The organism is Nannocystis pusilla, from assembly GCF_026626665.1.
Lineage (GTDB): Bacteria > Myxococcota_A > Polyangia > Nannocystales > Nannocystaceae > Nannocystis > Nannocystis pusilla.
The window spans coordinates 8,171,534-8,197,493 of sequence record NZ_JAPNKE010000002.1; the positions used below are offsets into that span (position 1 = coordinate 8,171,534).

A 25,960-nucleotide genomic window follows, 5' to 3' on the forward strand; every position below is an offset into this window, starting at 1 on the left:
CGGGTTCCCCTGAGCCCCGCGCGGCGCCTGGGCCGGCGTCCAGGTCGCAGGAGAGTTCGCTGCCAGGCTCCTCCGCCAGGCCCTCGACGGGGGAGCCGAAAACTCGTCCGAAGGCCCGACAATTTCGTGAGACTGTCGCGCTGCTCGCCGCGTCCTGCCGTGCGAGGAGATGACGACATGGATTTTCGCGCGCTCATCGAGCACGGTGTCTCGATCTTGAAGCAGAAGTCGGCCAAGTGGCCCTCGACCTTGGAGCGTTCATTCGAGGTCGGCGACCCCCGGAGGGATGACGAGCTGCGTGTGGTGGAGAAGAACCTGGGCTTCCAGCTCGCGCCGTCGTTCGTGGAGCTGTTCCGTGCTGCCAATGGGTTCCGAGTTCAGCGCGGCAAAACGAGGGCGCACGTCCGGCCCTTGCGGGAGCTCTTCGCCGTCGAGCGAGAGCGCTTCTTCCTCCGTGCGGAGCTGAACGGACGAAATTTCTCGGTGGGATGCAGAGCGCGACGTTGTTCGACAGGCAGCGGACCATCGGGGGGATCACGGATCTCGATCCCGAGGGAAGGGAGGTCGTCGCGCTCTACGCCGATGCCGCGCACCCCGATCCCATCGCCTTGCTCGTGACGGACTACGGCGCCGACGCCACGAATCACCGGCCCGTTCGGGCGCGCGACCTGCTGTGGCTGCTCGCGCTCTCGCTCGATCTCAAAGAGGTCGTTCTTCAGAGTTGGTTCGAGGCCCTCGGCTTTGATGGCGATCACCCCATCGTCGAGCCGGGGATCTCCGAATGAGAGATCGTCTCGTTCATCGACGACTACGACCACTACAGCGTCGAAGCGCTGAAGCACTTGAAGGGCAAGGTCGGCCTGAAAGGATGCCCTCCGATACCACCCCCGGTCCGGCCGCGGGGTTGAAGACGATCGACGGCCGGTCGCCGCCGAGCTCGCGTGTCATGCACTCGTGCTGGCGCGGATGCTGGCGGTCAGCGTCGCTTCGGCTCGCGCAGGTGGGCGAGGAACATGTCGGCGATCGCCGTCGCCCACGCGTCGACCTCGGCCGGCGTACGATCTGCCTCCGAGACCTGCTTTCCGATCGCGCTCATGAGGGTGACGTAGAGCTCCACCGCGAAGGCGCGCCGTCGCGGCGTGATGTTCGGCGCGGCCTCGCTGATGAGCCCGGCGAGCAGCGGCAGGCCGCGCTCGCGTCTCTCGCGCGCCTGCGGTGAATCGCGGTACAGCGGCGCGGCGTCCCCGAGCGCGCGGCGGAGCGGCGCCTCGTCGCACTCCGTGCGGAAGAACGCGCGCATCGCAGCCCGCAGCCGCTCGGCGGCGTCGAGGCGCGTGTCGCTGAAGATGCCGTCGAGGAGCTGCCCCGTCGCCTCCCACTCGTCCGCTTGCAGGCGGAACAGGATCGCCTCCTTGTTGGGGAAGTACTGATAGAGCGAGCCGACGCTGACCCCGGCCCGCTCCGCCACCCGAACGGTAGTGAACCCGGCCGCGCCGTCGCGCTCGAGAACGCGAACCGCGGCCTGCAGGATGGCCTCGACGAGGCGAGTCGAACGCGCCTGCTGCGGGTTCTTTCGCGGGGATAGGACGGGCTTGGGTCGTCTCGGCATGGCGGCGCTCGAACGCGATCGTGAAGGCGAATAATCATTCGTATTTTAACGAGGGACGCGACGAAGCGCCACTCCAAGAGGATCCATGTCGAACACACTCACCACTCCACCCGTCGCCCCGCTCCTCGAGCGGCTGTTCGCGGACGCCGCCCGGTCTCGCCGTCAGCTCGGCGAGCTGCTCGGCGACCTCTCGCCCGCCGAGCGCGCCGCCCGGATGTCCGATCCCGCCGCGGATTATCGGGCCTTCTACAGCAAGGCCAAGGACATCCACATGCCGGTCTCGTCGGACACCGGGACGCTGCTCTACATGCTGGCGCGAGCCAACCGCGCGCGCGCCATCGTCGAGTTCGGCACCTCGTTCGGCATCTCGACGCTGCACCTGGCGGCGGCGCTGCGCGACAACGGCGGCGGCCGGTTGATCGGCAGCGACTTCGAGCCGAACAAGCTCGCGCACGCCCGCGCCAACCTCGAGGCGGCCGGGCTCGCGGACCTCGTCGAGATCCGCGAAGGCGACGCGCTCGAGACGCTGGCGCGCGACCTGCCCGCGACCATCGACCTGGTGCTGCTCGACGGCCACAAGCCGCTCTACGCCCGGATCCTGGCCCTCGTCGCGCCGCACCTGCGCACCGGCTCGTGCATCGTCGCCGACAACGCCGACGCCTGCCCTGACTACAAGGTCCTGGTGCGCGCCCCCGGCTCCGGCTACCTGTCGATCCCGATCGCCGACGACGTCGAGCTGACGATGAAGCTGTGACCCCGCGAGGCGCGGCCGTCCGGCCCATCGATTCGCTCGCCGTCCCGATCGGCGACTCGACCCTCGACATGCGCCGCGGCCCGGCCATGAAGGCGCCGGACTGACGCCCGCGCGGGCACCTGATCGCACCTGATTCTGGCCAGCTTCACGAATCACCGCGCGAGTCGCAGCGGCAGATCCTCGACGCGATAGCTCGAAGAGAACAGCGGACGCCGGCGCGAGCGCAACAGCATCGGGCGGGCCAGCCCTGCTCGTCGCGCAGCGGCACCTCGAGCCGGTAGCTCACGGTGGCGGTGCTGTTCGGAGCGAGGTCCCGGACCTCGTGATCGGCGACCGTGGCTCGCTCGGGGAGCAGCGCGAGCTCGCGGCCGCCGGCGAGCACCAGGCTCAGATTCACCGGGATCGCCACCAGCCCATCGGAGCGGCTGGTGATGTCGACGGTGAGCCGACAAGCGGTCTCGCCGTGCGGCTCGGCCGCGCAACGATAATCCGTGGCGGCGAGCTGCAGCTCGCCGAAGCCCCCGGAACGCGAGCGCCGGGCCCAGCGCGCCACTTCGGGCGCCGCCGCGCGCTCGAAGCACAGCTGAGCCGCGAGCAGGCGATTCGTCCGCTCGCGCACCTCGGGCGCGTCCCAGCCGCGCAGCGACGCCGCCCGCTCCAGCGCCGCGCGCATGGCCGTCATGCCGCTGCCCGCGAGGCCGAAGTCCCAGTCGCGGGGCTCGAGCTGCGGGGCCCACCGCTGCAGGCCCGCGTCGAGCTGCATCAACGCATCGACGTAGGTCGACTGCACCGCGAACGCGTCGAGGTGTTCGCAGCGGACGTCGACCGTCCCGCGCCACATCGCTCCGCTGGTCCCGGTGAGCGCGGCCCCCGACCGGTAGGGCAGGGTGAAGGCGATCAGTGGGTCGTCGGTAAACGAGCTGCCGCCCCAGTGCACGTCGCGGTCGACCACTGCCATGCGCAGCGCATCCCCCGGCGCGAACTCGGTGACGCCGTCGAGCACGAACATCTGCGGCACCCCGTCAGGCCCGTGCACCCGCTGCGGCGGCGTCTTGCCGGGCACCTCGTATACCGTCGTGAGCTCGACCTCGGTCAGCGGATCGGCGGCGAACAGGCCGCGCCGGCGCGTGCGGTCGTAGGTCAGCCGGCACAGCAGCGGAGTGCTCGCGTCGCCGCCGGCGGGCCACAGCTCCCAGTAGCGGAACGACGGATCGAGCGGATACACGCGCGACTGACCCACCACCCACGGTGGCGCGGCCGCATGGTTACGCGCGGCCCGCCCGCGCAACTCGCCCGCATCGGGTGGGCCGGCATACCCCAGCGCAACCGACGGCTCGACCTCGGCCGCGCGATCACAGGTCCGATGAGCGGCCTCGAAACGCGCCGCAGCGCAGCCGGAGGCGAGCGTCACGAGCAAGCAAACCGCGACGAACAACCGTGCCCCAGGGCAGCTTTAAAACTCAGACGCATGCACGGGTGCTCGCGGAGATCATACAAAGATTCGCTCATCGGTGAACTCCCGCGGTTGCTCTCCGCTCACGGCGACACCAGCTGCGCGCGCATGAACTGCCCCGAGACCGACAGCGGCGTCGCCGGTGCACGCGGCTCGGGCTCGCCGAGCTCCTCGATGCCGCACGCGAGCACGCTCGCCACCCCGAGGAGCCCTGCGCGCAGCCGACGACGAGACATGGCGCAGCGTAACAAAGTGCGAGTGCTTCACGAACGAGGGCCCGGGCGAGCTCCACGTTCGTGTCGCGGCAGCGAGTGGAGCACGCCGGCGCTAGACAACGCCGATGCGACGTGGCAATTTCGCGCAGGTGACCAGCAGACCCGCCGCAGCGCCGAATCTGCAGGAGCTCGCGAAGCTGCGCCGCGTCCGCGACCGCATGGACCGCGAGTACGCCAGGCCGCTGGACGTCGAGGCGCTGGCCCGCGGCGTCGACATGTCGGCCGGGCACCTCAGCCGTCAGTTCAAGCTCGCCTACGGCGAGTCGCCCTACTCCTACTTGATGACACGGCGCATCGAGCGCGCGATGGCCCTGCTGCGTCGCGGCGACCTCAGCGTCACCGAGGTCTGCTTCGAGGTCGGCTGCTCCTCGCTGGGCACCTTCAGCACGCGCTTCACCGAGCTCGTCGGCGTCCCGCCCAGCGTCTACCGCCGCGACGCGGCGCAGGCCACGGAGGGCATGCCGTCCTGCCTGGCGAAGCAAGTCACGCGTCCGGTCAGGAATCGAGAAGCACCGACCGCGAGCCGCACGTAGCATCACGGCCATGGACATCACCATTCACGCCAGCTTCCTCCCGCACACCGATCCGGCCGCCTCCCTGGCCTTCTACCGCGACCTCCTCGGCTTCGAGGTCCGCAAGGACGTCGGCTACAACGGGCTGCGCTGGATCACCGTCGGCCCTCCCGGTCAGTCCGCCACCTCGATCGTCCTGCACCCGCCGGCCGCCGACCCCGGCGTCACCGACGACGAGCGCCGCACCATCGCCGAGATGATGGCCAAGGGCACCTACGCCAGCCTTTTGCTGGCCACCCCCGACCTCGACGGCGTGTTCGCGCGGCTGCAGGCCAGCACCGCCGAGATCGTGCAAGAGCCCACCGATCAGCCCTACGGCGTGCGCGACTGCGCCGTCCGCGATCCCGCCGGCAACATGATCCGCATCCAGGAGCAGGCTCGCGCCGTCCGGCGCACGCCGTCGTGACCGCGCCGGACGCCGCTCCGTAGACCGCGGACCGTCGCCGAGGACGGACCGCTCGAGAGCCGACAGATCGAGCCAGGGGCGGAGCCACGTCGGCCCCGCCCAACCGATGGAGATGACGATGAGCAAGGCCACCAGGACGGACACGCAGTCGCCTGCGCCGCACGCCGCGGACAACCACGACCGGATCCGCGTGCAGGGCGCGCGCGTCAACAACCTCAAGGACGTGAGCCTCGAGCTCCCGAAGCGCCGCCTCACGGTGTTCACCGGCGTGTCCGGCTCGGGCAAGAGCTCGCTCGTGTTCGGCACGATCGCCGCCGAGTCGCAGCGGCTGATCAACGAGACCTACAGCGCCTTCGTGCAGGGCTTCATGCCGTCGATGGCGCGGCCCGAGGTCGACGTGCTCGACGGCTTGACGACCGCGATCATCGTCGACCAGGAGCGCATGGGCGCCGACCCGCGCTCCACCGTCGGCACCGCCACCGACGCCAACGCGATGCTGCGGATCCTCTTCAGCCGGCTGGGCAAGCCGCACATCGGCTCGGCGCAGGCCTTCTCGTTCAACGTCGCCTCGATCTCGGGCGCCGGCGCGGTCACCATCGAGCGCGGCGAGACCACCACCAAGGAGAAGCGCAGCTTCAGCATCACCGGCGGCATGTGCCCGCGCTGCGAGGGCCGCGGCACCGTCAACGACTTCGATCTGTCCGCGCTGTACGACGACAGCAAGTCGCTCAACGACGGCGCGGTCACGATCCCCGGCTACAGCATGGAGGGCTGGTACGGCCGCATCTTCCGCGGCTGCGGCTTCTTCGACCCCGACAAGCCGATCCGCAAGTTCAGCAAGAAAGAGCTGAACGACCTCCTCTACAAGGAGCCGACCAAGATCAAGGTCGACGGCATCAACCTGACCTACGCGGGGCTGATCCCGACGATCCAGAAGTCGTTCTTGGCGAAGGACGTCGACGCGATGCAGCCGCACATCCGCGCCTTCGTCGAGCGGGTGGTCACCTTCTCGGTCTGCCCCGACTGCAACGGCACGCGTCTCAACGAGGGCGCCCGGTCGTCGAAGATCAAGGGCATCAACATCGCCGACGCCTGCGCGATGCAGATCAGCGACCTCGCCGAGTGGGTGCGCGGCCTCGGCGAGCCGTCGGTCGCGCCGCTGCTGGGCAAGCTGCAGCACACCCTCGACTCGTTCGTGGCGATCGGCCTCGGCTACCTCAGCCTCTCGCGCCCGTCGGGCACCCTGTCGGGCGGCGAGGCGCAACGCACCAAGATGATCCGCCACCTCGGCTCGTCGCTCACCGACGTCACCTACGTCTTCGACGAGCCGACGATCGGCCTGCACCCGCACGACATCCAGCGGATGAACGACTTGCTGTTGCAGCTGCGCGACAAGGGCAACACGGTGCTCGTCGTCGAGCACAAGCCGGAGGCGATCGCCATCGCCGACCACGTCGTCGACCTCGGCCCCGGCGCCGGCTCGGCGGGCGGCACCATCTGCTTCGAGGGCACCATCGAGGGCCTGCGCAAGAGCGGCACCCTCACCGGCCGCCACCTCGACGATCGGGCCGCGCTCAAGAAGAAGGTGCGGAGGCCGACCGGCAAGCTGAAGATCCGCGGCGCCAAGGCCCACAACCTGAAGAACGTCGACGTCGACATCCCGCTCGGCGTCCTCGTCGTCGTCACCGGCGTCGCCGGCTCCGGCAAGAGCTCGCTCGTGCACGGCTCGCTCCCCGCGGGCGCCGGCGTGGTGGCGGTCGATCAGGGGGCGATCCGCGGCTCGCGGCGCAGCAACCCCGCGACCTACACCGACCTTCTCGAGCCGATCCGCAAGGCCTTCGCCAAGGCCAACGGCGTCAAGCCGGCCCTGTTCAGCGCCAACTCCGAGGGCGCCTGCCCGGCCTGCAACGGCGCCGGGGTGATCTACACCGACCTGGCGATGATGGCCGGCGTCGCCACCACCTGCGAGGAGTGCGAGGGCAAGCGCTTCCAGGCCTCGGTGCTCGAGTACAAGTTCGGCGGCCGCGACATCAGCGAGGTGCTGGCGATGTCGGTGAACGAGGCCAAGGCGTTCTTCGGCGCCGGCAAGGCGCGCACCCCGGCCGCGCACGCGATCCTCGAGCGTCTCGCCGACGTCGGCCTCGGCTACCTCAGCCTCGGCCAGCCGCTCACGACGCTGTCCGGCGGCGAGCGCCAGCGCCTCAAGCTGGCCACGCACATGGCCGACGAGGGCGGCATCTACGTCCTCGACGAGCCGACCACCGGCCTCCACCTCGCCGACGTCGAGCAGCTGCTCGCCCTGCTCGACCGCCTCGTCGAGTCCGGCAAGTCGGTCATCGTCATCGAGCACCACCAGGCCGTGATGGCCCACGCCGACTGGATCATCGACCTCGGCCCCGGCGCCGGCCACGAGGGCGGCCGCGTCGTCTTCGAGGGCCCCCCCGCCGACCTCGTCGCCGCCCGCTCGACGCTCACCGGCAAGCACCTCGCGGCCTACGTCGGCGCCTGACCGCTGCCCGCGAGCATCATCCATCCGGCGGCCCGCTGGGCGCCACGTGCAGGCTCACCGGCAGTCCCAGGCGGGCCGCGCATCCGCCCGTCCCGCCGGTCGGTCTTCGCAACCGCAGCCGTCGCGCTGCACGAACTCCACGCGTCGGTTGTTGGCTCGCCCGTCCTCTGTGGTGTTGCGATCGATCGGCTTCTCGTGGCCCCAGCCGAGCGGTGTCAGCCGTGCTCGATCGATCCCCCGCCCGACCAGCGCCTCGACGACCGCCTCCGCCGTCCGCCCGGTCGCGCGCACCGCCGCCGACGCGTCGCGCTGCGCGTCGACGTGAGCCTCGACGTAGAGCTCGATGTCCGGCGCGGCCCGCAGGGTCTCGGCGACTGCGTCGAGGATCGCGTCGCTGCCGGGCAGCGGTCGTCCGCGGCGATCGAGTCGCAGGCGCTCGGCCAGCTTCACCTGACATGAATCGATGCACATCACGTCGGGGCAGCCGTCGTGGTCCCATTCGCCGTCGAGATCTTCGGGCAGGTTCCGGCAATCGGTCTCGTTGCCGTTCTTGATCCGCCGATCGCAATTGGTCCACCGGCCGTCGATCCACTCGTACGCGTCCGGCACGCCGTCGCGGTCGTTGTCGCGATCGACGCATCCGTCTTCGTCCTCGAATGCATCGACATCTTCGGGCTCGTCGGGGCATCCGTCGCGCGCGTCGGGCACGCGGTCGGCGTCGCGGTCGGCGTCGCGGTCGTCCGTGGTGTCGGGAGCCCGCACGAGCGGCGACGCGGGCCTCGCGGTCGTCCCCGAGGCAGGCGCCTGCGGCGACGACTTGCAGGCCAGCAGCGCGGCTGCGAGGGCGAGGCGACGCACAGCCCAGGATAACAAGTCCCCGCCAACATCGCCCAAGTCGCCCGCCCGCGCCGTCGGCTACCATGACTCCATGGGACATGGCTCAGCCCAGGCTCTCGGACGGACCGCGCGCGGGCGCTCGCAGGAGGCCGGCCCGCGCATCGAGCACTGGCGTCTCGAGGGCCTCGACGGCCTCCGGATGTACCGCGTCGAGGACGTCGCGACCCCGCTGTCCGTCTACTCCGACCAATACGGCGTCATGGTGATCTTGCAGGGCGCCTTCGACGGCTGGTATCGCGGCGACGAGCACACCCTCGCCGCCGGCGGCCTCAAGCTCAAGGAGCCCGGCGAGGTCTACCGCGACGTGCGGATCCACGCTCCCGTCACGCTGCAGGGCGCGGGGTTCGCCGCGGACCTGGTGGACGAGGTCGCGCGCACCCTCGGCGTCCCGCGCCCGGTGCACTTCGTGCCGCTCGAGCCAGGCCGCGCCCCGCGGGCCACCGCGCTCGCCACCGCCATGCACGAGGCGCTCGCCGAACGCGGCCCGGTCACGCCCGAGCGCAGGCGCTGGTGACCGAGACGCTCACCGAGGTGCTCGCCACCTGCACCGAGCGCGGCGAGGTGCCCGTGCGCCACAAGGCTCCGCGGGCGGTCCGCCGGGCCCGCGATTACTTGCGCGCCCACCTCTCCGATCCCGTCACCCTCGACGCGCTCGCCGCCCACGCCGGCGCCGACAAGTTCCACCTCATCCGGGCCTTCCGCGCCGAGGTCGGCATGCCGCCCTACGAGTACCTGACCCGTCTTCGCGTGGCGCGAGCCGCCGACCTGCTCGCCGCGGGCATGACCGGCGCCCAGGTCGCCCACACCGTCGGCCTCTTCGACGAGAGCCAGCTCCACCGCCATTTTCGCCGGATCTTCGGCGTCACCCCCGGCAGCTTCGCGCGCACCATGCACCGCCAACATCGTCCAAGTTACGCCCGCGTCTCGCGGCTAGCTTGCCCGTCATGAGCGTCGACCTCTCGCAGAAGCACCACGACTTCGCCGCCTCGCCGGCCACCATTCGCCTCGGCGATCTCACCGTCACGCGCCTCGGCTACGGCGCCATGCAATTGCCCGGCAAGGACGTCTGGGGCGAGCCCGACGATCCCGCCCGTGCGCGCGCCGTGCTGCGGCGGGCGATCGAGCTGGGCATCGACTTCATCGACACCGCCTGGTTCTACGGCCCGCACGTCGCCAACCGGCTCATCGCCGAGGCCCTGCATCCGTACCCGAAAGATCTCGTCATCGCCACCAAGCTCGGCGGCAAGCGCCTGCCGGACAAGTCGTGGGCCGCGTTCGCGCGGCCCGAGGAGCTCCGGCAGGGCTGCGAGGAGGACCTGCGCACCCTGCAACTGGAGCGCTGCGACGTCACGCACCTCCGCTACATGCCCGGCTCCGGCGTGCCCTTCCGCGAGTCACTCGACGCGATGATCGAGCTGCAGAGGGAGGGCAAGATCCGCCACCTCGCGCTCAGCAACGTCGGCACCGCGGAGCTCCTCGACGCGCTCGCGCGCACGCCGATCGTCGCGGTGCAGAACCTCTACAGCACCGCCGGCGGACGCGGACCGCTGGCCCGGATGGCGCACGCCGAAGTCGACTCGCCGGAGGCGGTGCTCGCCACCTGCGAGGCGCGCGGCATCGCCTTCCTGCCCTTCTTCCCGCTGGCGAGCGGCAACCTCGGCGCGGCGCAACCTGTCCGCGACGAGATCGCGAAGCGACACGGCGCGACGCCGGCCCAGCTCGCGCTCGCCTGGCTGCTCGCGCGCTCGCCGGTGATGCTCCCGATCCCCGGCACCGGCTCCCTCGCCCACCTCGAGGAGAACTGGGTCGCGCGGACGATCGCCCTGACGCGGGACGAGGTGGACGCGATCGCTGCCGAAGCAAGAGCGGCCGGTTGAGCCGCGCCGGCGATTCTTCGAGGCCGCGGGCGGCGGCCCGGCGATCGGGCCCTGCAGTCGAAGTTCGTCGCGGCACCGGCCACGAGCTGCAGCGATCGCCTCATTCGGGCGCGCCCGCGGCGATCCAGTCGTACACGAGCTGCGCCTCGGCGGCCTCGAGGCCCATCGAGCCCAGCGGCATCTTCGCCGCGCACATGTCACCGCCGTCGAGCGCCGCCGGTCGGACGCGGCGCCACAGCCCGCTCTCCTCCGGCGCGCCGGGGACCACCCGCACGCTCAGGCCGCACGATTCCTCCGCCGCCGCGACCTCGACGAGGTTGGCGTACGCGACGGCCGCGTCGGACATAACGAGCGAGGTCATCGTCCCGCCGTGGCAATGACCACATGTCTCGGTTGTCTCACCGAGACGTCGAGCCGACGCGCTGGCCTTCCGCGAGCCGCTGCTCGATTGCCGCCAGCGTGAACCCCTGCGCGAGCAGCTTGCGGATCTTCCTCGCCCGCGCGAGCGCCTCCCGGCTCCAGCGGGCCGGTCGTCCGCGGCGGCTCTCGACCGGCGGCGGCAGCAGCCCGCGGTCGATGTAGCGGTAGAGCGTCGCGCGGCCGCAGTCGAGCGCCGCCAGCAGCATCTCCACCGTGACCTCCGCCGACTCGGCCGCGCGCTGAGACATGTGAGACACCATCAGGTCGACCAGCCGGCGCAGGAACGCCTCGTCGACCGGCGTCTGTTCGAAGAAGAGCCACCAGTTGAGCGCCGCGCCGAGCACCTCGAACAGCAGCGCCGGGTCGGCGCCTGCGCCGATCTCCCCGCGCGCCCGGGCGGCCGTCAGCACCGCGCGGGGCACCGGCTCGAACGCCTCGCGCAGCGCTCGCACGATCGCCAGCAGCTTCGCGTCCTCGCCCTCGGCGACGAAGATCCGGAACAGCCCGCGGTACTCCGGGCGGGCCGCGAGCGCGGCGTTGCGGCGCACGTACGCCAGCAGATCGGCGCGCAGCGAGCCCGTGCGGGGGGAAGTGAACACCTCGCTCGTGATCGACAGCAGCGCCTCGCGCAGCAGCGCCTGCTTGGTCGGCCAGCGGCGGTACACCGTCGTCTTGTTGACTCCTGCCCGCGCCGCGACCTCTTCGATCCGCAGCCCGTGGTAGCCCGCGCGCCCTGCCTCGCTCAGCGCGGCCGCGAGCACCTTGCGGACCACCGCCTCGCCCCGCGCCTCCGACCCTCGCCGCCCCTGGCCCTTCGTGCTCATCCCGGCTCGCTTGCGCAGCGTACCGCGGCCGCCGGTCATTTCGCAACATCTTGTTGCGATCCGCGGAGCCCTGTGCCAGGCTGCGCCGGCACCATGCAGACGCCCGGACCTGGATTTTTGCGGTTCATCCACGGCGTGCGTACGCGCGGCCTCCTCGAGTTCGTCGGCAAGCAGTGGCGCGAGCACGGCGACGTCTTTCAGGTGCGGATCGGTCGGCGCAGGTTGCTCTTCGCCATGCACCCCGACGCGGTCGAGCACGTCAGCGTCTCGCACCGGCAGAATTACGACAAGCGCGCCAGCTACGACTCGGTGCGCAAGTACCTGATCGGCGACGGCCTCGTCACCAGCAGCGGCGAGCTGTGGCGACGCCAGCGCAAGCTGATGGCCCCGTTCTTCACGCCGAAGGGCGTGCAGACCTACGCCAGCCTGTTCATCCGCGACAGCGCGCGCCTCGTCGAGCGCTGGGACGAGCTGGCGGCGCGGAGCGTCGAGGTGGAGATCGCCGAGGAGATGACCCACATCACCGCCTCGATCATCCTCAAGGCGATGTTCAGCACCGAGACGATGGAGTCGATCCATCAGATGAAGGACGCGGTCGGGACGATGATCGCGTTCGCAGACACGGCGATGACGGGCTTCTACCTGCCGCTGTGGGTGCCGACGACCAAGAACCGCAGGTACCTCGCCGCGCGCGAGACCGTGCATCGATCGATCGCCGCGGTCATCGCCCAGCGGCGCGCCAGCGACGAGTCGACCTGGCCCGACGACCTGCTGTCGCGCCTGATGAAGACGCGCGACGAGGAGACCGGCCAGCCGATGTCCGAGGCCCTGCTGCGCGACGAGTCGATCACGACCTTCTTCGCCGGCCACGAGACCACCGCGCGCACCATGACCTTCGCCTGGTACGCCCTGGCAAGCAACCCCGCGGTGACCGAGCGCCTGCACGAGGAGCTGGGCCGCGTGCTCGGCGGGCGCCCGCCTACCGCCGACGACCTGCGCCAGCTCCCGTACGCCCTGCAGATCGTCAAGGAGGTGCTGCGGCTCTACCCGGCCGCGCCGTTCTACGTGCGCGACGCCGTGGCCGCCGACAAGCTCGCCGGCTTCGACGTCCCCGCCGGCACCGCGGTGATGCTGTCGCCGTACTACACGCACCGGCACCCGCAGTTCTGGGACGACCCCGAGAGGTTCGATCCCGACCGCTGGACCCGCGAGCGCGAGGCGGCCCGTCACGGCCACGCCTATCACCCGTTCGCCGCCGGCCCGCGGATCTGCATCGGCAACAACTTCTCGCTGCTCGAGAGCCACGTGCTCCTGGTCATGCTCGCGCAGCGCTTCACGCCGAAGCTGCGCCCCGGCTACGAGCCGCAGTGGGTCATGCAGGGCACTCTCGGCCTCGCCAACGGCCTGCCGATGACCATCGTCGCGCGCTGACGTCGCCGCGCATCCTCGTCAGTCGCGGCGCGCGAGCGGCTATCCTCGGAGGACCCGCCATGAGCAAGTTCCATCCCGACCTCGCCTTCATCGCGCGCCTCATCCCACGCTTCGCCTTCGGCCCGCGCCTCGTCAAGTTCATGCGCCGGATCGCCCCCAGCGACGGCGTCCCGCGCAGCACGCCGGGCGTGAGCGCCTCGCTGCGATCGATCCCGGGGGCCGGCACCGCTCGCGTCTTCACGCCCACCGGCGTCACCGGGCCCACGCCGGTGATGCTGTGGATCCACGGCGGCGGCTTCATCGTCGGCTCCCCCGCGCAGGACGACGAGCTCGCGAGCCTGTACGCGCGCGAGCTCGGCATCACCGTCGTCGCGCCGACCTACCGCCTCGCCCCCGAGCACCCCTTCCCCGCGGCGATGGACGACCTTTATGCGGCGCTCACGTGGATCCACGCCAGCGCCGGCGCCCTGCGCGTGCGCCCCGATCGCATCATCGTCGCCGGCGCCAGCGCCGGAGGCGGCCTCGCGGCCGGGCTCACCCTCCTCGCCCGCGACCGCGGCGAGGTCCCGGTGGCCTTCCAGCTGCTCGTGTATCCGATGCTCGACGATCGCACCGTCGGCAAGACCATCGACGGTACGAATCACCGGATCTGGACCGCCCCGAGCAACCGCTTCGGCTGGACCTCGTACCTCGCACGCGAGCCGGGCAGCGCCGACGTCCCGATCTACGCCGCCCCCGCGCGCGCCGAGTCTCTCGCCGGTCTGCCCCCCACGTGGATCGGCGTCGGCACCTTCGACCTCTTCCACGACGAGGACCTCGAGTACGCGCGCCGCCTCGTCGCCGCCGGCGTCCCCGTCGAGCTCGAGGTCGTCCCGGGCGTCTTCCACGGCTTCGACGCGTTTCGCAGCAAGAGCGTCGCCAAGGCCTTCAGGGCCAGCCAGCTCGCCGCCCTCCGCCGCGCCCTCGCTTGACCTCGAGCGCGTCCGCGATGTCGCTGGTCGCGTTCGCGCCGCTCGCGGCCCCGCGCGGCGATAAAAGAGATCCGCACCGCTGGGCCTGCTCCAGCGACGGCGAGAGCCCGCCCTGTTTCGGACCGCAGGCGGGCATATACTGGGTTCACCATGTCATCGTACACTCCGTTGATCCGCCGATCACCCGTCAGTCCGGTGTCGCCGCGAGCTCGCGCACCCCAGCGGAGCGGAGCGCCTTCCCGCACCAACATTCGCATCGGTGCGACCAACGACCCATTGGAGTTTGAGGCCGAGAGAACCGCCGCGCGCGTCGCCGCCGGTCATTCCGCGGCCCGGCCGCAGGGCACCGCGCCGACCCCCGTAGTGCGGCGCGCGTGCGAGGCGTGCAGCCAGGAGGAGGAGCTGGCGCGAGTCCAGCGAGCGGCCGTCCCGGGCGGAACCTCGACCGTCCCATCTGCCAGCGGTGCGGCGTCGCTCGACCGAGCGCGCACGAGCGCTGCGGTGCCGCTCGCGCCTGAGCTGCGTCGCCGCATGGAGGCATCCTTTCAGCTCGACTTCTCGGCGGTGCGGATCCACGACAACGCCGATTCGGCCCAGGCCGCCAGGCAGTTGCACGCCCGCGCCTTCACCCTGGGGCGCGACATCTTCTTCGCTCGCGACCAGTTTCGGCCGCACGCCCGCGACGGCGTCCAGCTCCTCGCACACGAGCTCACGCATGTCGCCCAGCAGCGCGGCTTCGGGACCAGTCCTGTGATTCGTCGTGCTCCCCAATCCAACGCGCCCTCCGCCGCCGAGCTCGCGCTCGCGCGGATCCGGACGCTCATTCACACGGGTCTGCTGTCCCAGGCGCTGCAAGCCACACGAGGCCTGTCTGCCGCCGATCGAAGGCACGTGATCCTGGCGCTCGACAACGTCGACGTCAACGCGCTGATCCGTTTCGCCGGGCCGGACGATCCCGTCCGCGCGCAGATCGAGAGTGATCGACGCTTCACCCGGCCCATGTTCCCCGGCGGCCAGGCCGGCTCCCAGGAGAACGCCTCCCGCGAGGCCCAGACCAGCGACATCGTCGACCCGATCCGTCGCCTCCTGCGCGAGGAGCGAGCGCACGAGGCCCTCGCGTTGCTCGAGGGGCTCAGCGACGAGCGCTTCGCCCTCGTCGTCGACACCCTGCAGGCGGGCGAAGCCGCCGCGCTGCTCCGCGCCGCGCGCGGGCGCCGAGGTTTGCGGAAGAGGATCCAGGGGCTGCGCAGCCGAGAGCTCGTGATCAACACCGTCCTGGCGACACCCGCCGCCGACAGCATCGACGCCCAGTTTCAGCGCGCCAACAATCTCTTCGCGCCACTAGGGATCGAAGTCGAGCGCGGCCGCCACACGGTGATCCCAGTCGCCCGGTTGTTCACCGGGATCCCGGTCGGGAAGAACCACGAACGCTGGCTCCAAACCGGCGGCAACACTCGGCACAGCGAGGACGAGCGCTCCGTGCTCAGGCACATCGCCGAGCCCGATCGCATCACTGCATTCTGGGTGCCGAATATCGACACCGGGGACACCCGCGGCAAGGCCCTGCGCGAGCTGGACAATCTCTTCGGCGCCCCGTTCATTCTGTTAAACGCGAGGAGATACGCGCCGGACACCCTGGCCCACGAGATCGGCCATATCGTGGGTCTACCGCATGCGCCTCAGGCCCCCGAGAACTTGATGAGCCAGGGCGGGAAGCGAAAGCTGTCGGGCGCGCCGGGGGCCTACGATCAAATCAACTGGTTCCAGGCCTCGATCCTACGCCGCAGCCGTCTCCTCGAGCTGGGCCGCCGGGGCCTCGGGCGTTGAGGCCGCACCGATTGTCTCACGGACACAACCGTTGCTGAGGCCACCAATCCGCGGACCGCTCACCATCGCAATGCTGTTGCTCGCCGGGGGCGGGACAGCCTGCGCTCGGCCCGAGCCGCCGTTCCTGCTGTCTTCGCAGGCGCGCGACGTCGAGGCCTGCAGTCAGGCGGTGAGCGCCTATTTGCCGGCTCGTGACGCCCTCGGGTTCTGCGAGCACGACAGCGATTGCGTCGAGATCGTGCCGGAGGCGTGTCTGTCTTCGTATTACGCGAATGTCGCCACCGCCGAGCGTTCGCTCGCGTCCCTCGAGCAAAGCCTCTCCGCGCAATGCGGCGTGCCCGCGTCGGACTGCGTGCGAACCCCGCTCGGCTGGCCGCGCTGCCACGAAGGCCACTGCCGCCGCGGCGGTCGCGTGCCGCGCCTCCGCGGCATGTCGTGCTGGGCCGAACGGTGGCAGCTCGTCACCCTCGATCGCCCGCACCTCCTCCACGCCTGGCACAGTCCGCCCGATCTAGCGCCCGAGAACGCCCGGCTCACCGTGGAGGCGCCGGGGCACCTGACCGTGCGCGTCGATTGGGGCGACTGCACCGGCGACAACGAGCTTCAGGTGTACGAACTCCACCAACGACCGCCCGAGCGACAGCGCCTCGGCAACCTCGAGGTCCTCCGCTTCCCGGTCTCACCCGGCGACTACACCTTTCGCCTCGAGCCCGCCGCGATGAGCTGCGAGCGCGCCACCCTCACCGCCCACCTCGATCGCGCCGACGGCACCCCGGCTGCGGGCCGGTTCCACGGCCTCGCCTACGAGCGCCTCTGCGAGGATTGACCGACACCCCGGGCTCACCACTTCGGCGAGCTCAACGCCACCGGCAGCACCGTCACTCGCCGCAGTGACTCGCCGACCTCCCACACCCGCGCCACGATCTTCGCCTCGGCGTCCTCGACGGTCACCCAGTGCAGCTTCTGCCCGTGCGTCAACGCCAGCACCGGCAGCGGCAGCGAGAACGGCAGCCCGCACTGGTGATCGCGCAGCAGGAACGAGTCGGGCCACGAGCGGTCCGCCTTTGCCACCAGCTCGGTCGCGGGCCCGTCGGCCTGCTCGCGCAGCACCGACCAGCGCGCCGCCTTGACCTTGCGCCCGTGCTCGGCCGCGTGCAGCACGTGCAGCGGCGCCTCGTTCGCGTCATTTTTATCAAAGTCGACCCGCACCGCCCGCCAGCGCTGCTTGCCGAGCCCCGCGATCTGCTTTTCGAATTGCGCGTCGATCGGCGCCTTCGGGTCCGCCACCGAAATCATCGCACCCGGCTCGTCGAAGTCCTTTTCCGGATCTTGGCACACCGCGTGGACCCGCACCGCGAAGCTCATCCGCACCGGCGTCGGCGGCGTGTGGCGGCGATGGAACGCGAACACGAAGTCCAGCGGCGGCCCGGGGTCGACCGTGTACGGCTTGGCCGCCCCGTTGCCGAGCGATTCGTCGCAGCGCAGCGGCGCCTCGGTCACCAGCGTCACCGCCTTCACGCACGTCTCCTCGTCCTCGTCCGACTTCGCCGCGCTCGATTCGACGATCCCCGGCCCGCAGTACTCGAACGACTTGCCCGCCGCCGCGCGCACCAGCCCGCCCGCGTTCGTCATCACCCACAGCGGCTCGCCCTCGCCCCAGCTCTCGGCCGCGCCCCCGACCACGAAGGGCCCCTCTTCCGCCTCGCCCTGACGACAGCGACCGAACGCCAGCGCCGCCGGCTCGAACCCCACCTGCTCCGCCGGATCGGCCGGCACCAGCGGCGCCGCGACGGCGGCCTCCACTGGAGCGGCCGCGACGTCCTGCGGCTCGGGCGACGCCGGCGGGGTCGGCGACACCGGCGCCCGCGGTCCGCACGACGCCAGTACCACTCCGCTCAGGATCCGCGCGACCCACCGCCGCGCGCTCGTCCACCCTGTCACTCGCCGCGCCGTCGCTCGCATGCACGGGCAGGTCTATCAACTCCTCGCAGACCTGTCCATGCGCGAACCATTCACCGCTTGGCAGTGACCGGGAACATCTGATTGACGCACGGCGCCCCCAGCATCCCGTTGAAGCACGAGCACTGATTGCCCGTGAACGTCAGCCGGTACGTCCCCGACCACGTGTCCTTGTCGACGAAGTCGCCCTCGAGCGCGTACGTCTCCGTGCAGCCGCCCGCGATCGAGCCCTCGTTGGCGAAGTCGCCGTCGGGGCACATCGTCGCGTCGCCCGTCATGCCGATCGGGTTCGACGGGCTCGACACGATCGTCGCCCCGTCGCCCGAGAACGTGAACGCGGTGATGTTGACCGACACCAGCCCGTTGCAACACGTATAAGCGATCGGCGCCCCCTCGACCGTGTAGAGCCCGTCCGGGTCGCACGCCTCGACCTGGCACTCTGCGTCGCAGCCGTCGCCCGCATCGACATTGCCGTCGTCGCAGCCCTCGCCCGCATCCACCTTGCCGTCGCCGCACGCGCTGCAGTTCTGCGTGTCGAACTCGCACGAATCGAGGCACCCGAGCTCGCCGCCGTCGAAGCCCTGCGACTCGCACGATTCGCCGCCGATCTGGTCGCCGTCACACAGCTCGCCGGGGTCGAGGATCCCGTCGCCGCACGCGGTCGGCCGCCCCGTCGTCGTGCTCGTGCTGTCCACCCCCGTGGTCGTCGTGCTCGTGGTGGTCGTCGTCCCCGGCTCCCCCGTCGTCGTCGGATTCGTCGTCGTCGTGACCGGCTCCCCGGTCGTCGTCGTCGTCGTCGTCCCCGGCTCCCCCGTCGTCGGCGCGTCCGTCGTCTCGCCCGTGCTCGTGCTCGTGCTCGTGCCCGTCGACGTCCCGCTGTCGGTCGTCGCGCCCGGGTCGTCCCCGCTGCAGCCGATCAGTACCAGCACCGCCATCCACCCCGCCCGACCAAGACCTCGCGCAAGCTCGTTCATCCCCCGATGAGACGCTGGAACACCGGTCCTGGCAAGCCCACCTGCGCGTTCGCGGGCGCGCGCGAGGACGACGTCCGCGGTGCGCTCGCGCCCCGGCCCCGCGCGAGGCCCTTACTTGCGTCGCCCTCGACCCGTGCGCGGCTCCGACTTCGCGGCCGGCCCCGAGTAGCCGGCCACCCGCAGCCCCAGGTGCATCGCCAGCAGCACCGCCGACTCCACCGGCACGATCGCCTCGCGGGCCTCGTTCGCGGCCGGATCGACGAACACCCCCGTCGCCGCCGAGAAGTCGGTCTTGCGCAGCTTGCAGCCGCGGAACACGCTGCCGGTCAGCGAGCTGCCGCGGAAGTCCGCCTCGCCGAGATCGACCTCGAAGAAGTTGGCCTCGGTGATCGTGCAGTCGACGAACTGCGTGCGGCACAGGCTCAGGCGCAAGAACGACGCGAACTGCAGCGTGCACTCGGAGAAGCTCAGGTTGACGAAGCGGCCGAGCTTCGTCCACTCGACGCCCATCAGCTTGCAGCCGCGGAACTGCAGCTTGCCGGCCACCATCCCGGCCGGTCGCGCCTGCGTCAGGTCGCAGCGGTCGAACACGCAGTCCTCGAGCCTGCAGCCGCGCCAGCGGCTCTCCTGCGCCTTGCAGCCGACGAACGTGCAGCCCGCGAACTCCTTGCCCGCGAGGTCGGCCTCCTGCATCTCGAGCCCGGTGAACGTCCGGTCCTCGAACGACCTGCCGCGCAGCAGGCTCTCGAGGTCGGACCCGTCGTCGTCGTCCGGCGGCGCCATGATCGCGCCGAGCTTTCACCGACGCCCCGCCGCGGTCAAGCCGAGCACCTGTCCCCGAGGACACATTGCCCAAAGGACAGGTCTCTTCCTTCGCCGCTTGACTCTCGCCCGAAATCCGTGACCCGTCCCATCCTTGCCGCGCTGGCGCCGGCCGCGGGCCTGCGATAGCCTCCCGCTCGTGCCGCGACACCCCGCCCTGTTCGCCTTCGAGGGCGACTTCCAGACCGACCTCCGCTGCATCCCGATGGCCGTGCGGCACCAGCTCGACCTGTGCGGGATCAAGCTCTCGCTCAAGGAGTGGGTCAGGCTCGGCCCCGAGCAGCGCAGCGCCGTCGTCGCCCTCCTGGGCGGCCCCGACCCCGCCAGCGCCGACGGCGTGCGCCGGTTCAACGCCGCCGTCGTCGACATGGTGGAGAAGCGCATGGGCGAGCCCCCGCGCGCTGCGCCGTCGACCCCGCGCCCGCCTGGGACGACACCACCCGCGTGCCCGACGAGGTCGTCACCAAGGCCGCGGCCGAGGGCGTCGCGTTGCTCCCCGCGCAGTGGGCGGCGCTCGCCCCGCTGCAGCGCTTCGCGCTCTACAAGCTCAGTCGCTCGAGCCACAAGAACGAGAACTTCGTGCCTGCCTGCCGCGAGTTCGGCATCCTCTCTGCGTGACCTCGCCCGACCCGCGCACGCGCCCGGTGGCCGCGGTCCTCTACCGCGGCGGTGAGGTCAGCGCTCGCCGCGACCTGCTCGCCGTCGAAGATCCGCTGGAGATCCGCGTCGCCACCGCGGACGACCCCGAGCCGCGCCGGCTGTCGATGACGATGCGCACCCCCGGCGACGACGCCGACCTCGCCGCCGGCTTCCTCTACACCGAGGGCATCGTCCGCAACCGCGAGCAGATCGCCGGCATCACCTGCTCCGAAGACCATGTGCGCGTCGACCTCGCCGCCGGCGTGCGCCTCCCCGAAGCTGTCCCGAAGCGCAGCTTCGTCATGACCTCCGCCTGTGGCGTGTGCGGCCGGGCCTCGCTCGACAACCTGCGCGCGCAGCCCCCCGGCCCGCTGACCCCGGGTCTCCCCCAGCTCGCCGCCACGGTGGTCCCCGGCCTGCCGGGCGCGCTGCTGCGGGCGCAGGCGACCTTCGCCGCGACCGGAGGGATCCACGCCGCCGGCCTGTTCGACCTCCGTGGTGAGCTTCGTCTCCTGCGCGAGGATGTCGGCCGTCACAACGCCGTCGACAAGCTCGTCGGCGCCCTCCTGCTCGCGGGTCAGCTGCCCGCGAGCGACGCCGTCCTGATGGTCAGCGCCCGCGCCAGCTTCGAGCTGGTCCAAAAGGCCCTGATGGCCCAGATCCCGATCTTCGCCGCCGTCGGCGCACCGTCGAGCCTGGCGGTCGAGCTCGCGGTCGAGGCCGACATGACCTTGCTCGGCTTCGTGCGCGAAGGCCGTTTCACCGTGTACAGCGGCGGCATCCGGATCACACGCTGAGGCGGCGGTGATCACTCCGCGTTTGGGGCCGGGCGCGGAACTCGGTAGATTGGCTGCCATGAGCTCCGACGCGATCGACCAGGCGCTGGCCCAGAGCGGGCACCTGCCTGGCGGTTTGTTGCAGGTCCTGCACGGCATCGCCGACCGCCTCGGCCACATCCCGCCCGAGGCCATCGGCCGCGTCGCCGCCGCCCTCAACCTCTCGCGCGCCGAGGTCCACGGCGTCGTCAGCTTCTACCACGACTTCCGCAGCGAGCCGCCGGGGCGCCACGTCCTCAAGCTGTGCCGCGCCGAGGCCTGCCAGGCCATGGGCAGCGAGGCCCTCGCGGGCGCGCTCGAGCGGCGCCTCGGCTGCAAGTTCGGCGAGACCTCGCCCGGCGGCGCCGTCACGCTCGAGCCGGTCTACTGCCTCGGCAACTGCGCCGCCGCCCCGTCGCTCCTGCTCGACGGTCAGCTGCGCGGCCGCCTCACCGGCGAGCGCCTCGACCGCCTCGTCGACGCGCTCGTCGCCCCCGCGGAGGAGCGCGCGTGACTCACATCGTCTACGTCCCGATCGACGCCACCGCGCGGTCCGTCGGCGCCGACGACGTCGCCGCCGCGATCGCCCGCGAGGCCGCGGCGCGCGGCGAGCCGGTGCAGATCGTCCGCAACGGCACGCGCGGTCTGTGCTGGCTCGAGCCCCTCGTCGAGGTCGCCACCCCCGCCGGCCGCGTCGCCTACGGCCCGGTCGACGTCGCCGACGTCGCCGCGCTGTTCGCCGCCGACTTCCTGCGCGGCGGCGCCCACCCGCTCGCGCACGGCCGCACCGACGACATCACCTGGCTGGAGAGCCAGGAGCGCCTCACCTTCGCCCGCGTCGGTATCACCGACCCGCTGAGCCTCGCCGACTACCGGGAGCACGGCGGCCTGAGGGGCCTGCGCGCCGCCCTGTCCGCAAAGACAGGTAGTGACATCGTCGAGGAGGTCGTGCGCAGCGGCCTGCGAGGTCGCGGCGGCGCCGCCTTCCCGGCCGGCATCAAGTGGCGCACCGTCGCCGGCGCCCCCGGCCCGCAGAAGTACGTCTGCTGCAACGCCGACGAGGGCGACAGCGGCACCTTCAGCGACCGCATGTTGATGGAGGGCGACCCCTACGTCCTGCTCGAGGGCATGACGATCGCCGGCCTCGCCGTCGGCGCCGACCAGGGCTACATCTACCTCCGCTCCGAGTACCCCGACGCCGAGCGCACCTTGCTCGCCGCGATCGAGGCCGCGCGGGCGGCCGGCTGGCTCGGGCGCGACGTCCTCGGCAGCGGCCGCGCCTTCGACATCGAGCTGCGCCGCGGCGCCGGCGCGTACATCTGCGGCGAGGAGACCGCCATGCTCGAGAGCCTCGAGGGCAAGCGCGGCATGGTCCGGCCCAAGCCGCCGCTGCCGGCGATCTCCGGCCTGTTCGGCAAGCCGACGGTCATCAACAACGTCATCACCCTCGCCAGCGTCCCGATCATCCTCGACCGCGGCGGGCAGTACTACGCCGACTACGGCATGGGTCGCTCGCGCGGCACCTTGCCGTTCCAGCTGGCCGGCAACATCAAGCGCGGCGGCCTGGTCGAGAAGGCCTTCGGCCTGACCCTGCGCCAGCTCGTCTACGACTTCGGCGGCGGCACGGCCAGCGGTCGTCCCGTGCGCGCGGTCCAGGTCGGCGGCCCGCTCGGCCCCTACTTGCCCGAGTCAAAGTTCGACGTCCCGCTCGACTACGAGGCCTTCGCCGCGGCCGGCGGCATGATCGGCCACGGCGGCCTCGTCGTCTTCGACGACACCGTCGACATGGCCCTCATGGCCCGCTACGCCATGGAGTTCTGCGCCATCGAGTCGTGCGGCAAGTGTACCCCGTGCCGGATCGGCTCGACCCGCGGCGTCGAGGTCATCGACCGCATCCGCAAGAATGAACGGCGCGGCCCCAACCTCGCCCTCCTGCGCGACCTCTGCGACACCATGACCCACGGCTCGCTGTGCGCCATGGGCGGCCTCACCCCCGCCCCGGTGCTCAGCGCGCTCGAGCACTTCCCCGAGGACTTCCAGCGCTGACGCGCGCAGGAGAGACGCCATGTACTCCGTCAAAGAGCCCGACGCCGGCACCCCCGAGCGGAAGAGCAGCGAGCAGGTCACCCTCGAGATCGACGGTCGCGCGGTCACCGTCCCGGCCGGCACCTCGGTGATGCGGGCCGCCGCCGACGCCGGCGTGCGCGTGCCCAAGCTGTGCGCCACCGAGTCGCTCGAGGCGTTCGGCTCGTGCCGCCTGTGCCTCGTGCAGATCGAAGGTCGCCGCGGCTACCCGGCCTCGTGCACCACGATCGTCGAGCCCGGCATGAAGGTGAAGACCCAGTCCGACCCGCTGGCCAAGCTGCGGCGCGGCGTCATGGAGATGTACATCTCCGACCACCCGCTCGACTGCCTCACCTGCCCGACCAACGGCAACTGCGAGCTGCAGGAGCAGGCCGGCGTCGTCGGCCTGCGCGAGGTCCGGTACGGCTTCGACGGCGCCAACCACTTCAAGCAGGCCGAGAAGGACACCTCGAACCCTTACTTCGACTTCGACCCCGCCAAGTGCATCGCCTGCTCGCGCTGCGTCCGCGCCTGCGAGGAGGTCCAGGGCACCTTCGCGCTGACGCTGCAGGGTCGCGGCTTCGAGTCGAAGATCGCCAGCGGCAACACCGACTTCAAGAGCAGCGAGTGCGTCTCCTGCGGCGCCTGCGTCCAGGCCTGCCCGACCGCCACCCTCGTCGAGAAGTCGATCGTCGAGCGCGGCCAGCCCGACCACAGCGTCGTCACCACCTGCGCCTACTGTGGCGTCGGTTGCTCCTTCCGCGCCGAGGTCAAGGGCAGCGAGGTCGTGCGCATGGTCCCCAACAAGGACGGCCACGCCAACCACGGCCACTCGTGCGTCAAGGGTCGGTTCGCCTGGGGCTACGCCACCCACAAGGACCGGATCACCAAGCCCATGATCCGCAGATCGATCCACGACCCGTGGCGCGAGGTCTCGTGGGACGAGGCGATCGCCTACGCCGCCTCCGAGTTCAAGCGCATTCAAGCCGAGCACGGCCGCGGCGCCGTCGGCGGCATCACCTCCTCGCGCTGCACCAACGAGGAGACCTACCTCGTGCAGAAGCTCGTGCGCGCCGCCTTCGGCAACAACAACGTCGACACCTGCGCCCGCGTCTGCCACTCGCCCACCGGTTACGGCCTCAAGACCACCCTCGGCGAGTCGGCCGGCACCCAGAACTTCGACTCCGTCGAACACGCCGACGTCATCGTCGTCATCGGCGCCAACCCGACCGACGCCCACCCCGTGTTCGCCTCGCAGATGAAGCGACGCCTGCGCGCCGGCGCCAGGCTCATCGTCATCGACCCGCGCGGCATCGACCTCGTGCGCTCGGCCCACGTCGAGGCGGCGCATCACCTGCAGCTGCGGCCCGGCACCAACGTCGCCGTCATCAACGCCCTCGCGCACGTCGTCGTCACCGAGGGCCTGTACGCCGAGTCGTTCGTGCGCACCCGCTGCGAGCAGCCCGCCTTCGACAAGTGGAAGGCCTTCATCAGCGACCCGCGGCACGCGCCCGAGGTCACCGAGGAGATCACCGGCGTGCCCGCGGCCGAGCTCCGCGCCGCCGCCCGTCTCTACGCCACCGGCGGCAACGCGGCCATCTACTACGGCCTCGGCGTCACCGAGCACAGCCAGGGCTCGACCATGGTCATGGGCATCGCCAACCTCGCCATGGTCACCGGCAACATCGGCCGGCCCGGCGTCGGCGTGAACCCGCTGCGCGGCCAGAACAACGTGCAGGGCAGCTGCGACATGGGCAGCTTCCCGCACGAGCTGCCCGGCTACCGCCACGTCAGCGACCCCGCGGTGCGGGCCCTGTTCGGCGCCGCCTGGGGCGTCGACATCGACAGCGAGCCGGGCCTGCGGATCCCCAACATGTTCGACGCCGCCATCGGCGGCTCGTTCAAGGGCCTCTACGTCCAGGGCGAGGACATCGCCCAGTCCGACCCCAACACCCAGCACGTCTTCGCCGCCCTCGAGTCGCTCGAGTGCCTCGTCGTGCAGGACCTCTTCATCAACGAGACCGCCAAGTTCGCCCACGTGTTCTTGCCGGGCTCGTCGTTCCTCGAGAAGGACGGCACCTTCACCAACGCGGAGCGACGGATCTCCCGCGTCCGCAAGGTGACCCCGCCGCTCGCCGGCAAGGCCGACTGGGAGACCACGCTCGCGCTGGCCGAGGCGCTCGGCTACCCGATGCAGTACACCCACCCGTCGCAGATCATGGACGAGATCGCCCGGCTCACGCCGACCTTCACCGGCGTCAGCTACGCCCGGCTCGACGAGCTCGGCAGCATCCAGTGGCCGTGCAACGACAGGGCCCCGGGCGGCACCCCCGTCATGCACATCGACGAGTTCGTGCGCGGCAAGGGCAAGTTCGTCATCACCGAGTACGTCGCCACCCAGGAGCGGGTCAATCGCAAGTTCCCGCTGATCTTGACGACCGGGCGGATCCTCAGCCAGTACAACGTCGGCGCGCAGACCCGGCGCACCGCCAACAACACCTGGCACGACGAGGACCGCCTCGAGCTCCACCCGCACGACGCCGAGCAGCGCGGGATCAAGGACGGCGAGTGGTGCAAGATCGTCAGCCGCGCCGGCGAGACCGTCCTGCGCGCCACCATCAGCGAGCGCATGCAGCCCGGCGTGGTCTACACGACCTTCCACTTCCCCGGCTCGGGCGCCAACGTCATCACCACCGAGAACTCCGACTGGGCCACCAACTGCCCCGAGTACAAGGTCACCGCGGTGCAGGTCAGCCCGACCACCGAGCCGGCGTCGAAGTGGCAGCGCCGCTTCGGCGAGTTCAGCGAGCAGCAGGACGCCCTGCTGCCCCCGCAGTCCGACCCCCGCTGACGGAGGCGACC

Annotated in this window: 25 protein-coding genes and 1 pseudogene; 17 read left to right on the forward strand and 9 right to left on the reverse strand. The window is 71.1% G+C overall.

Annotated elements, in window-relative coordinates:
* Nucleotides 1-488 precede the first annotated feature (488 nt).
* Entirely contained in the window at nt 489-785 is a 297-nt protein-coding gene (locus OV079_RS35960) for a hypothetical protein (RefSeq protein ID WP_267773994.1), read from the forward strand.
* Nucleotides 786-976: 191 nt separating this feature from the next.
* Here the strand turns inward: OV079_RS35960 and OV079_RS35965 are convergent, their stop codons facing one another.
* A complete protein-coding gene (locus OV079_RS35965) occupies nt 977-1,609 on the reverse strand; it encodes a TetR/AcrR family transcriptional regulator (RefSeq protein WP_267773995.1) in 633 nt (210 codons plus the stop codon).
* Nucleotides 1,610-1,694: 85 nt separating this feature from the next.
* Here OV079_RS35965 and OV079_RS35970 point away from each other — a divergent pair, with 85 nt between their 5' ends.
* Nucleotides 1,695-2,363: an O-methyltransferase gene (locus tag OV079_RS35970; RefSeq protein ID WP_267773997.1), complete on the forward strand. Its 669-nt coding sequence runs from the start codon at nt 1,695-1,697 to the stop codon at nt 2,361-2,363.
* A 145-nt stretch (nt 2,364-2,508) separates the two neighbouring features.
* Here OV079_RS35970 and OV079_RS35975 read toward each other — a convergent pair whose 3' ends face one another.
* The gene (locus OV079_RS35975; RefSeq protein ID WP_267773999.1) at nt 2,509-3,606 is read right to left on the reverse strand and encodes a hypothetical protein; all 1,098 of its coding nucleotides are present in this window, start codon (nt 3,604-3,606) and stop codon (nt 2,509-2,511) included.
* Between the two features lie 293 nt (nt 3,607-3,899).
* Nucleotides 3,900-4,052 (reverse strand): hypothetical protein, encoded by a 153-nt coding sequence (locus OV079_RS35980; RefSeq protein ID WP_267774000.1) that lies wholly within the window; start codon nt 4,050-4,052, stop codon nt 3,900-3,902.
* 128 nt (nt 4,053-4,180) lie between these two features.
* Between OV079_RS35980 and OV079_RS35985 the strand changes: the two genes are divergently transcribed.
* The 3 genes from OV079_RS35985 (at nt 4,181) to OV079_RS35995 (ending at nt 7,578) form a co-directional block, all read left to right on the forward strand.
* Nucleotides 4,181-4,624 carry a helix-turn-helix transcriptional regulator gene (locus OV079_RS35985; RefSeq protein ID WP_420829567.1) on the forward strand — a complete coding sequence of 148 codons (444 nt, stop codon included), beginning with the start codon at nt 4,181-4,183 and terminating at the stop codon, nt 4,622-4,624.
* A gap of 10 nt (nt 4,625-4,634) precedes the next feature.
* Nucleotides 4,635-5,069, forward strand: a complete 435-nt coding sequence (locus OV079_RS35990; RefSeq protein ID WP_267774004.1) for a VOC family protein — start codon at nt 4,635-4,637, stop codon at nt 5,067-5,069.
* A 118-nt stretch (nt 5,070-5,187) separates the two neighbouring features.
* Complete coding sequence (locus OV079_RS35995) at nt 5,188-7,578, forward strand: excinuclease ABC subunit UvrA (protein ID WP_267774006.1); 2,391 nt, start codon at nt 5,188-5,190, stop codon at nt 7,576-7,578.
* A 54-nt stretch (nt 7,579-7,632) separates the two neighbouring features.
* On the opposite strand, the gene OV079_RS56510 is transcribed toward OV079_RS35995, so the two are convergent.
* A complete protein-coding gene (locus OV079_RS56510; RefSeq protein ID WP_267774008.1) occupies nt 7,633-8,436 on the reverse strand; it encodes an OmpA family protein in 804 nt (267 codons plus the stop codon).
* A gap of 70 nt (nt 8,437-8,506) precedes the next feature.
* Here OV079_RS56510 and OV079_RS36005 point away from each other — a divergent pair, with 70 nt between their 5' ends.
* Genes OV079_RS36005 through OV079_RS36015 form a run of 3 tightly spaced genes read left to right on the forward strand, consistent with a single transcriptional unit; the run spans nt 8,507 to nt 10,352 of the window.
* A complete protein-coding gene (locus tag OV079_RS36005; RefSeq protein WP_267774010.1) occupies nt 8,507-8,989 on the forward strand; it encodes an AraC family ligand binding domain-containing protein in 483 nt (160 codons plus the stop codon).
* Nucleotides 8,986-9,423 carry a helix-turn-helix domain-containing protein gene (locus tag OV079_RS36010; RefSeq protein WP_267774012.1) on the forward strand — a complete coding sequence of 146 codons (438 nt, stop codon included), beginning with the start codon at nt 8,986-8,988 and terminating at the stop codon, nt 9,421-9,423. The genes OV079_RS36005 and OV079_RS36010 overlap by 4 nt, the downstream gene beginning before the upstream one ends.
* Nucleotides 9,420-10,352 carry an aldo/keto reductase gene (locus OV079_RS36015; RefSeq protein ID WP_267774013.1) on the forward strand — a complete coding sequence of 311 codons (933 nt, stop codon included), beginning with the start codon at nt 9,420-9,422 and terminating at the stop codon, nt 10,350-10,352. The genes OV079_RS36010 and OV079_RS36015 overlap by 4 nt, the downstream gene beginning before the upstream one ends.
* A gap of 100 nt (nt 10,353-10,452) precedes the next feature.
* On the opposite strand, the gene OV079_RS36020 is transcribed toward OV079_RS36015, so the two are convergent.
* Together OV079_RS36020 and OV079_RS36025 are read right to left on the reverse strand one after the other, a co-directional pair.
* Nucleotides 10,453-10,713: a hypothetical protein gene (locus OV079_RS36020; RefSeq protein ID WP_267774014.1), complete on the reverse strand. Its 261-nt coding sequence runs from the start codon at nt 10,711-10,713 to the stop codon at nt 10,453-10,455.
* Between the two features lie 37 nt (nt 10,714-10,750).
* On the reverse strand, nt 10,751-11,596 hold the full coding sequence (locus OV079_RS36025) for a TetR/AcrR family transcriptional regulator C-terminal ligand-binding domain-containing protein (protein ID WP_267774015.1): 846 nt from the start codon (nt 11,594-11,596) through the stop codon (nt 10,751-10,753).
* Nucleotides 11,597-11,689: 93 nt separating this feature from the next.
* Between OV079_RS36025 and OV079_RS36030 the strand changes: the two genes are divergently transcribed.
* The 4 genes from OV079_RS36030 (at nt 11,690) to OV079_RS36045 (ending at nt 16,651) form a co-directional block, all read left to right on the forward strand.
* Entirely contained in the window at nt 11,690-13,027 is a 1,338-nt protein-coding gene (locus OV079_RS36030; protein ID WP_267774016.1) for a cytochrome P450, read from the forward strand.
* Between the two features lie 59 nt (nt 13,028-13,086).
* Nucleotides 13,087-13,998: an alpha/beta hydrolase gene (locus OV079_RS36035; RefSeq protein ID WP_267774018.1), complete on the forward strand. Its 912-nt coding sequence runs from the start codon at nt 13,087-13,089 to the stop codon at nt 13,996-13,998.
* Nucleotides 13,999-14,274: 276 nt separating this feature from the next.
* A complete protein-coding gene (locus OV079_RS36040) occupies nt 14,275-15,825 on the forward strand; it encodes an eCIS core domain-containing protein (protein ID WP_267774019.1) in 1,551 nt (516 codons plus the stop codon).
* 70 nt (nt 15,826-15,895) lie between these two features.
* Complete coding sequence (locus OV079_RS36045) at nt 15,896-16,651, forward strand: hypothetical protein (RefSeq protein ID WP_267774020.1); 756 nt, start codon at nt 15,896-15,898, stop codon at nt 16,649-16,651.
* Nucleotides 16,652-16,665: 14 nt separating this feature from the next.
* Here the strand turns inward: OV079_RS36045 and OV079_RS36050 are convergent, their stop codons facing one another.
* From OV079_RS36050 to OV079_RS36060, 3 genes are all read right to left on the reverse strand, one after another.
* Nucleotides 16,666-17,715: a hypothetical protein gene (locus tag OV079_RS36050; RefSeq protein WP_267774022.1), complete on the reverse strand. Its 1,050-nt coding sequence runs from the start codon at nt 17,713-17,715 to the stop codon at nt 16,666-16,668.
* A 122-nt stretch (nt 17,716-17,837) separates the two neighbouring features.
* A complete protein-coding gene (locus OV079_RS36055; RefSeq protein WP_267774023.1) occupies nt 17,838-18,758 on the reverse strand; it encodes a hypothetical protein in 921 nt (306 codons plus the stop codon).
* Between the two features lie 111 nt (nt 18,759-18,869).
* Nucleotides 18,870-19,541: a pentapeptide repeat-containing protein gene (locus OV079_RS36060; RefSeq protein WP_267774024.1), complete on the reverse strand. Its 672-nt coding sequence runs from the start codon at nt 19,539-19,541 to the stop codon at nt 18,870-18,872.
* 244 nt (nt 19,542-19,785) lie between these two features.
* Between OV079_RS36060 and OV079_RS36065 the strand changes: the two are divergent.
* The 5 genes and pseudogenes from OV079_RS36065 (at nt 19,786) to fdhF (ending at nt 25,949) form a co-directional block, all read left to right on the forward strand.
* Nucleotides 19,786-20,198 (forward strand): annotated as a pseudogene (locus OV079_RS36065) (nitrate reductase associated protein).
* Nucleotides 20,195-21,016, forward strand: a complete 822-nt coding sequence (gene fdhD, locus OV079_RS36070; protein ID WP_267774025.1) for a formate dehydrogenase accessory sulfurtransferase FdhD — start codon at nt 20,195-20,197, stop codon at nt 21,014-21,016. Before OV079_RS36065 ends, fdhD begins: the two are co-directional and overlap by 4 nt.
* A gap of 58 nt (nt 21,017-21,074) precedes the next feature.
* A complete protein-coding gene (locus OV079_RS36075) occupies nt 21,075-21,548 on the forward strand; it encodes a formate dehydrogenase subunit gamma (RefSeq protein ID WP_267774027.1) in 474 nt (157 codons plus the stop codon).
* Nucleotides 21,545-23,080, forward strand: a complete 1,536-nt coding sequence (locus OV079_RS36080; protein ID WP_267774029.1) for a formate dehydrogenase beta subunit — start codon at nt 21,545-21,547, stop codon at nt 23,078-23,080. Before OV079_RS36075 ends, OV079_RS36080 begins: the two co-directional genes overlap by 4 nt.
* 19 nt (nt 23,081-23,099) lie before the next feature.
* Entirely contained in the window at nt 23,100-25,949 is a 2,850-nt protein-coding gene (gene fdhF / locus OV079_RS36085; protein WP_267774030.1) for a formate dehydrogenase subunit alpha, read from the forward strand.
* Nucleotides 25,950-25,960: the final 11 nt, after the last annotated feature.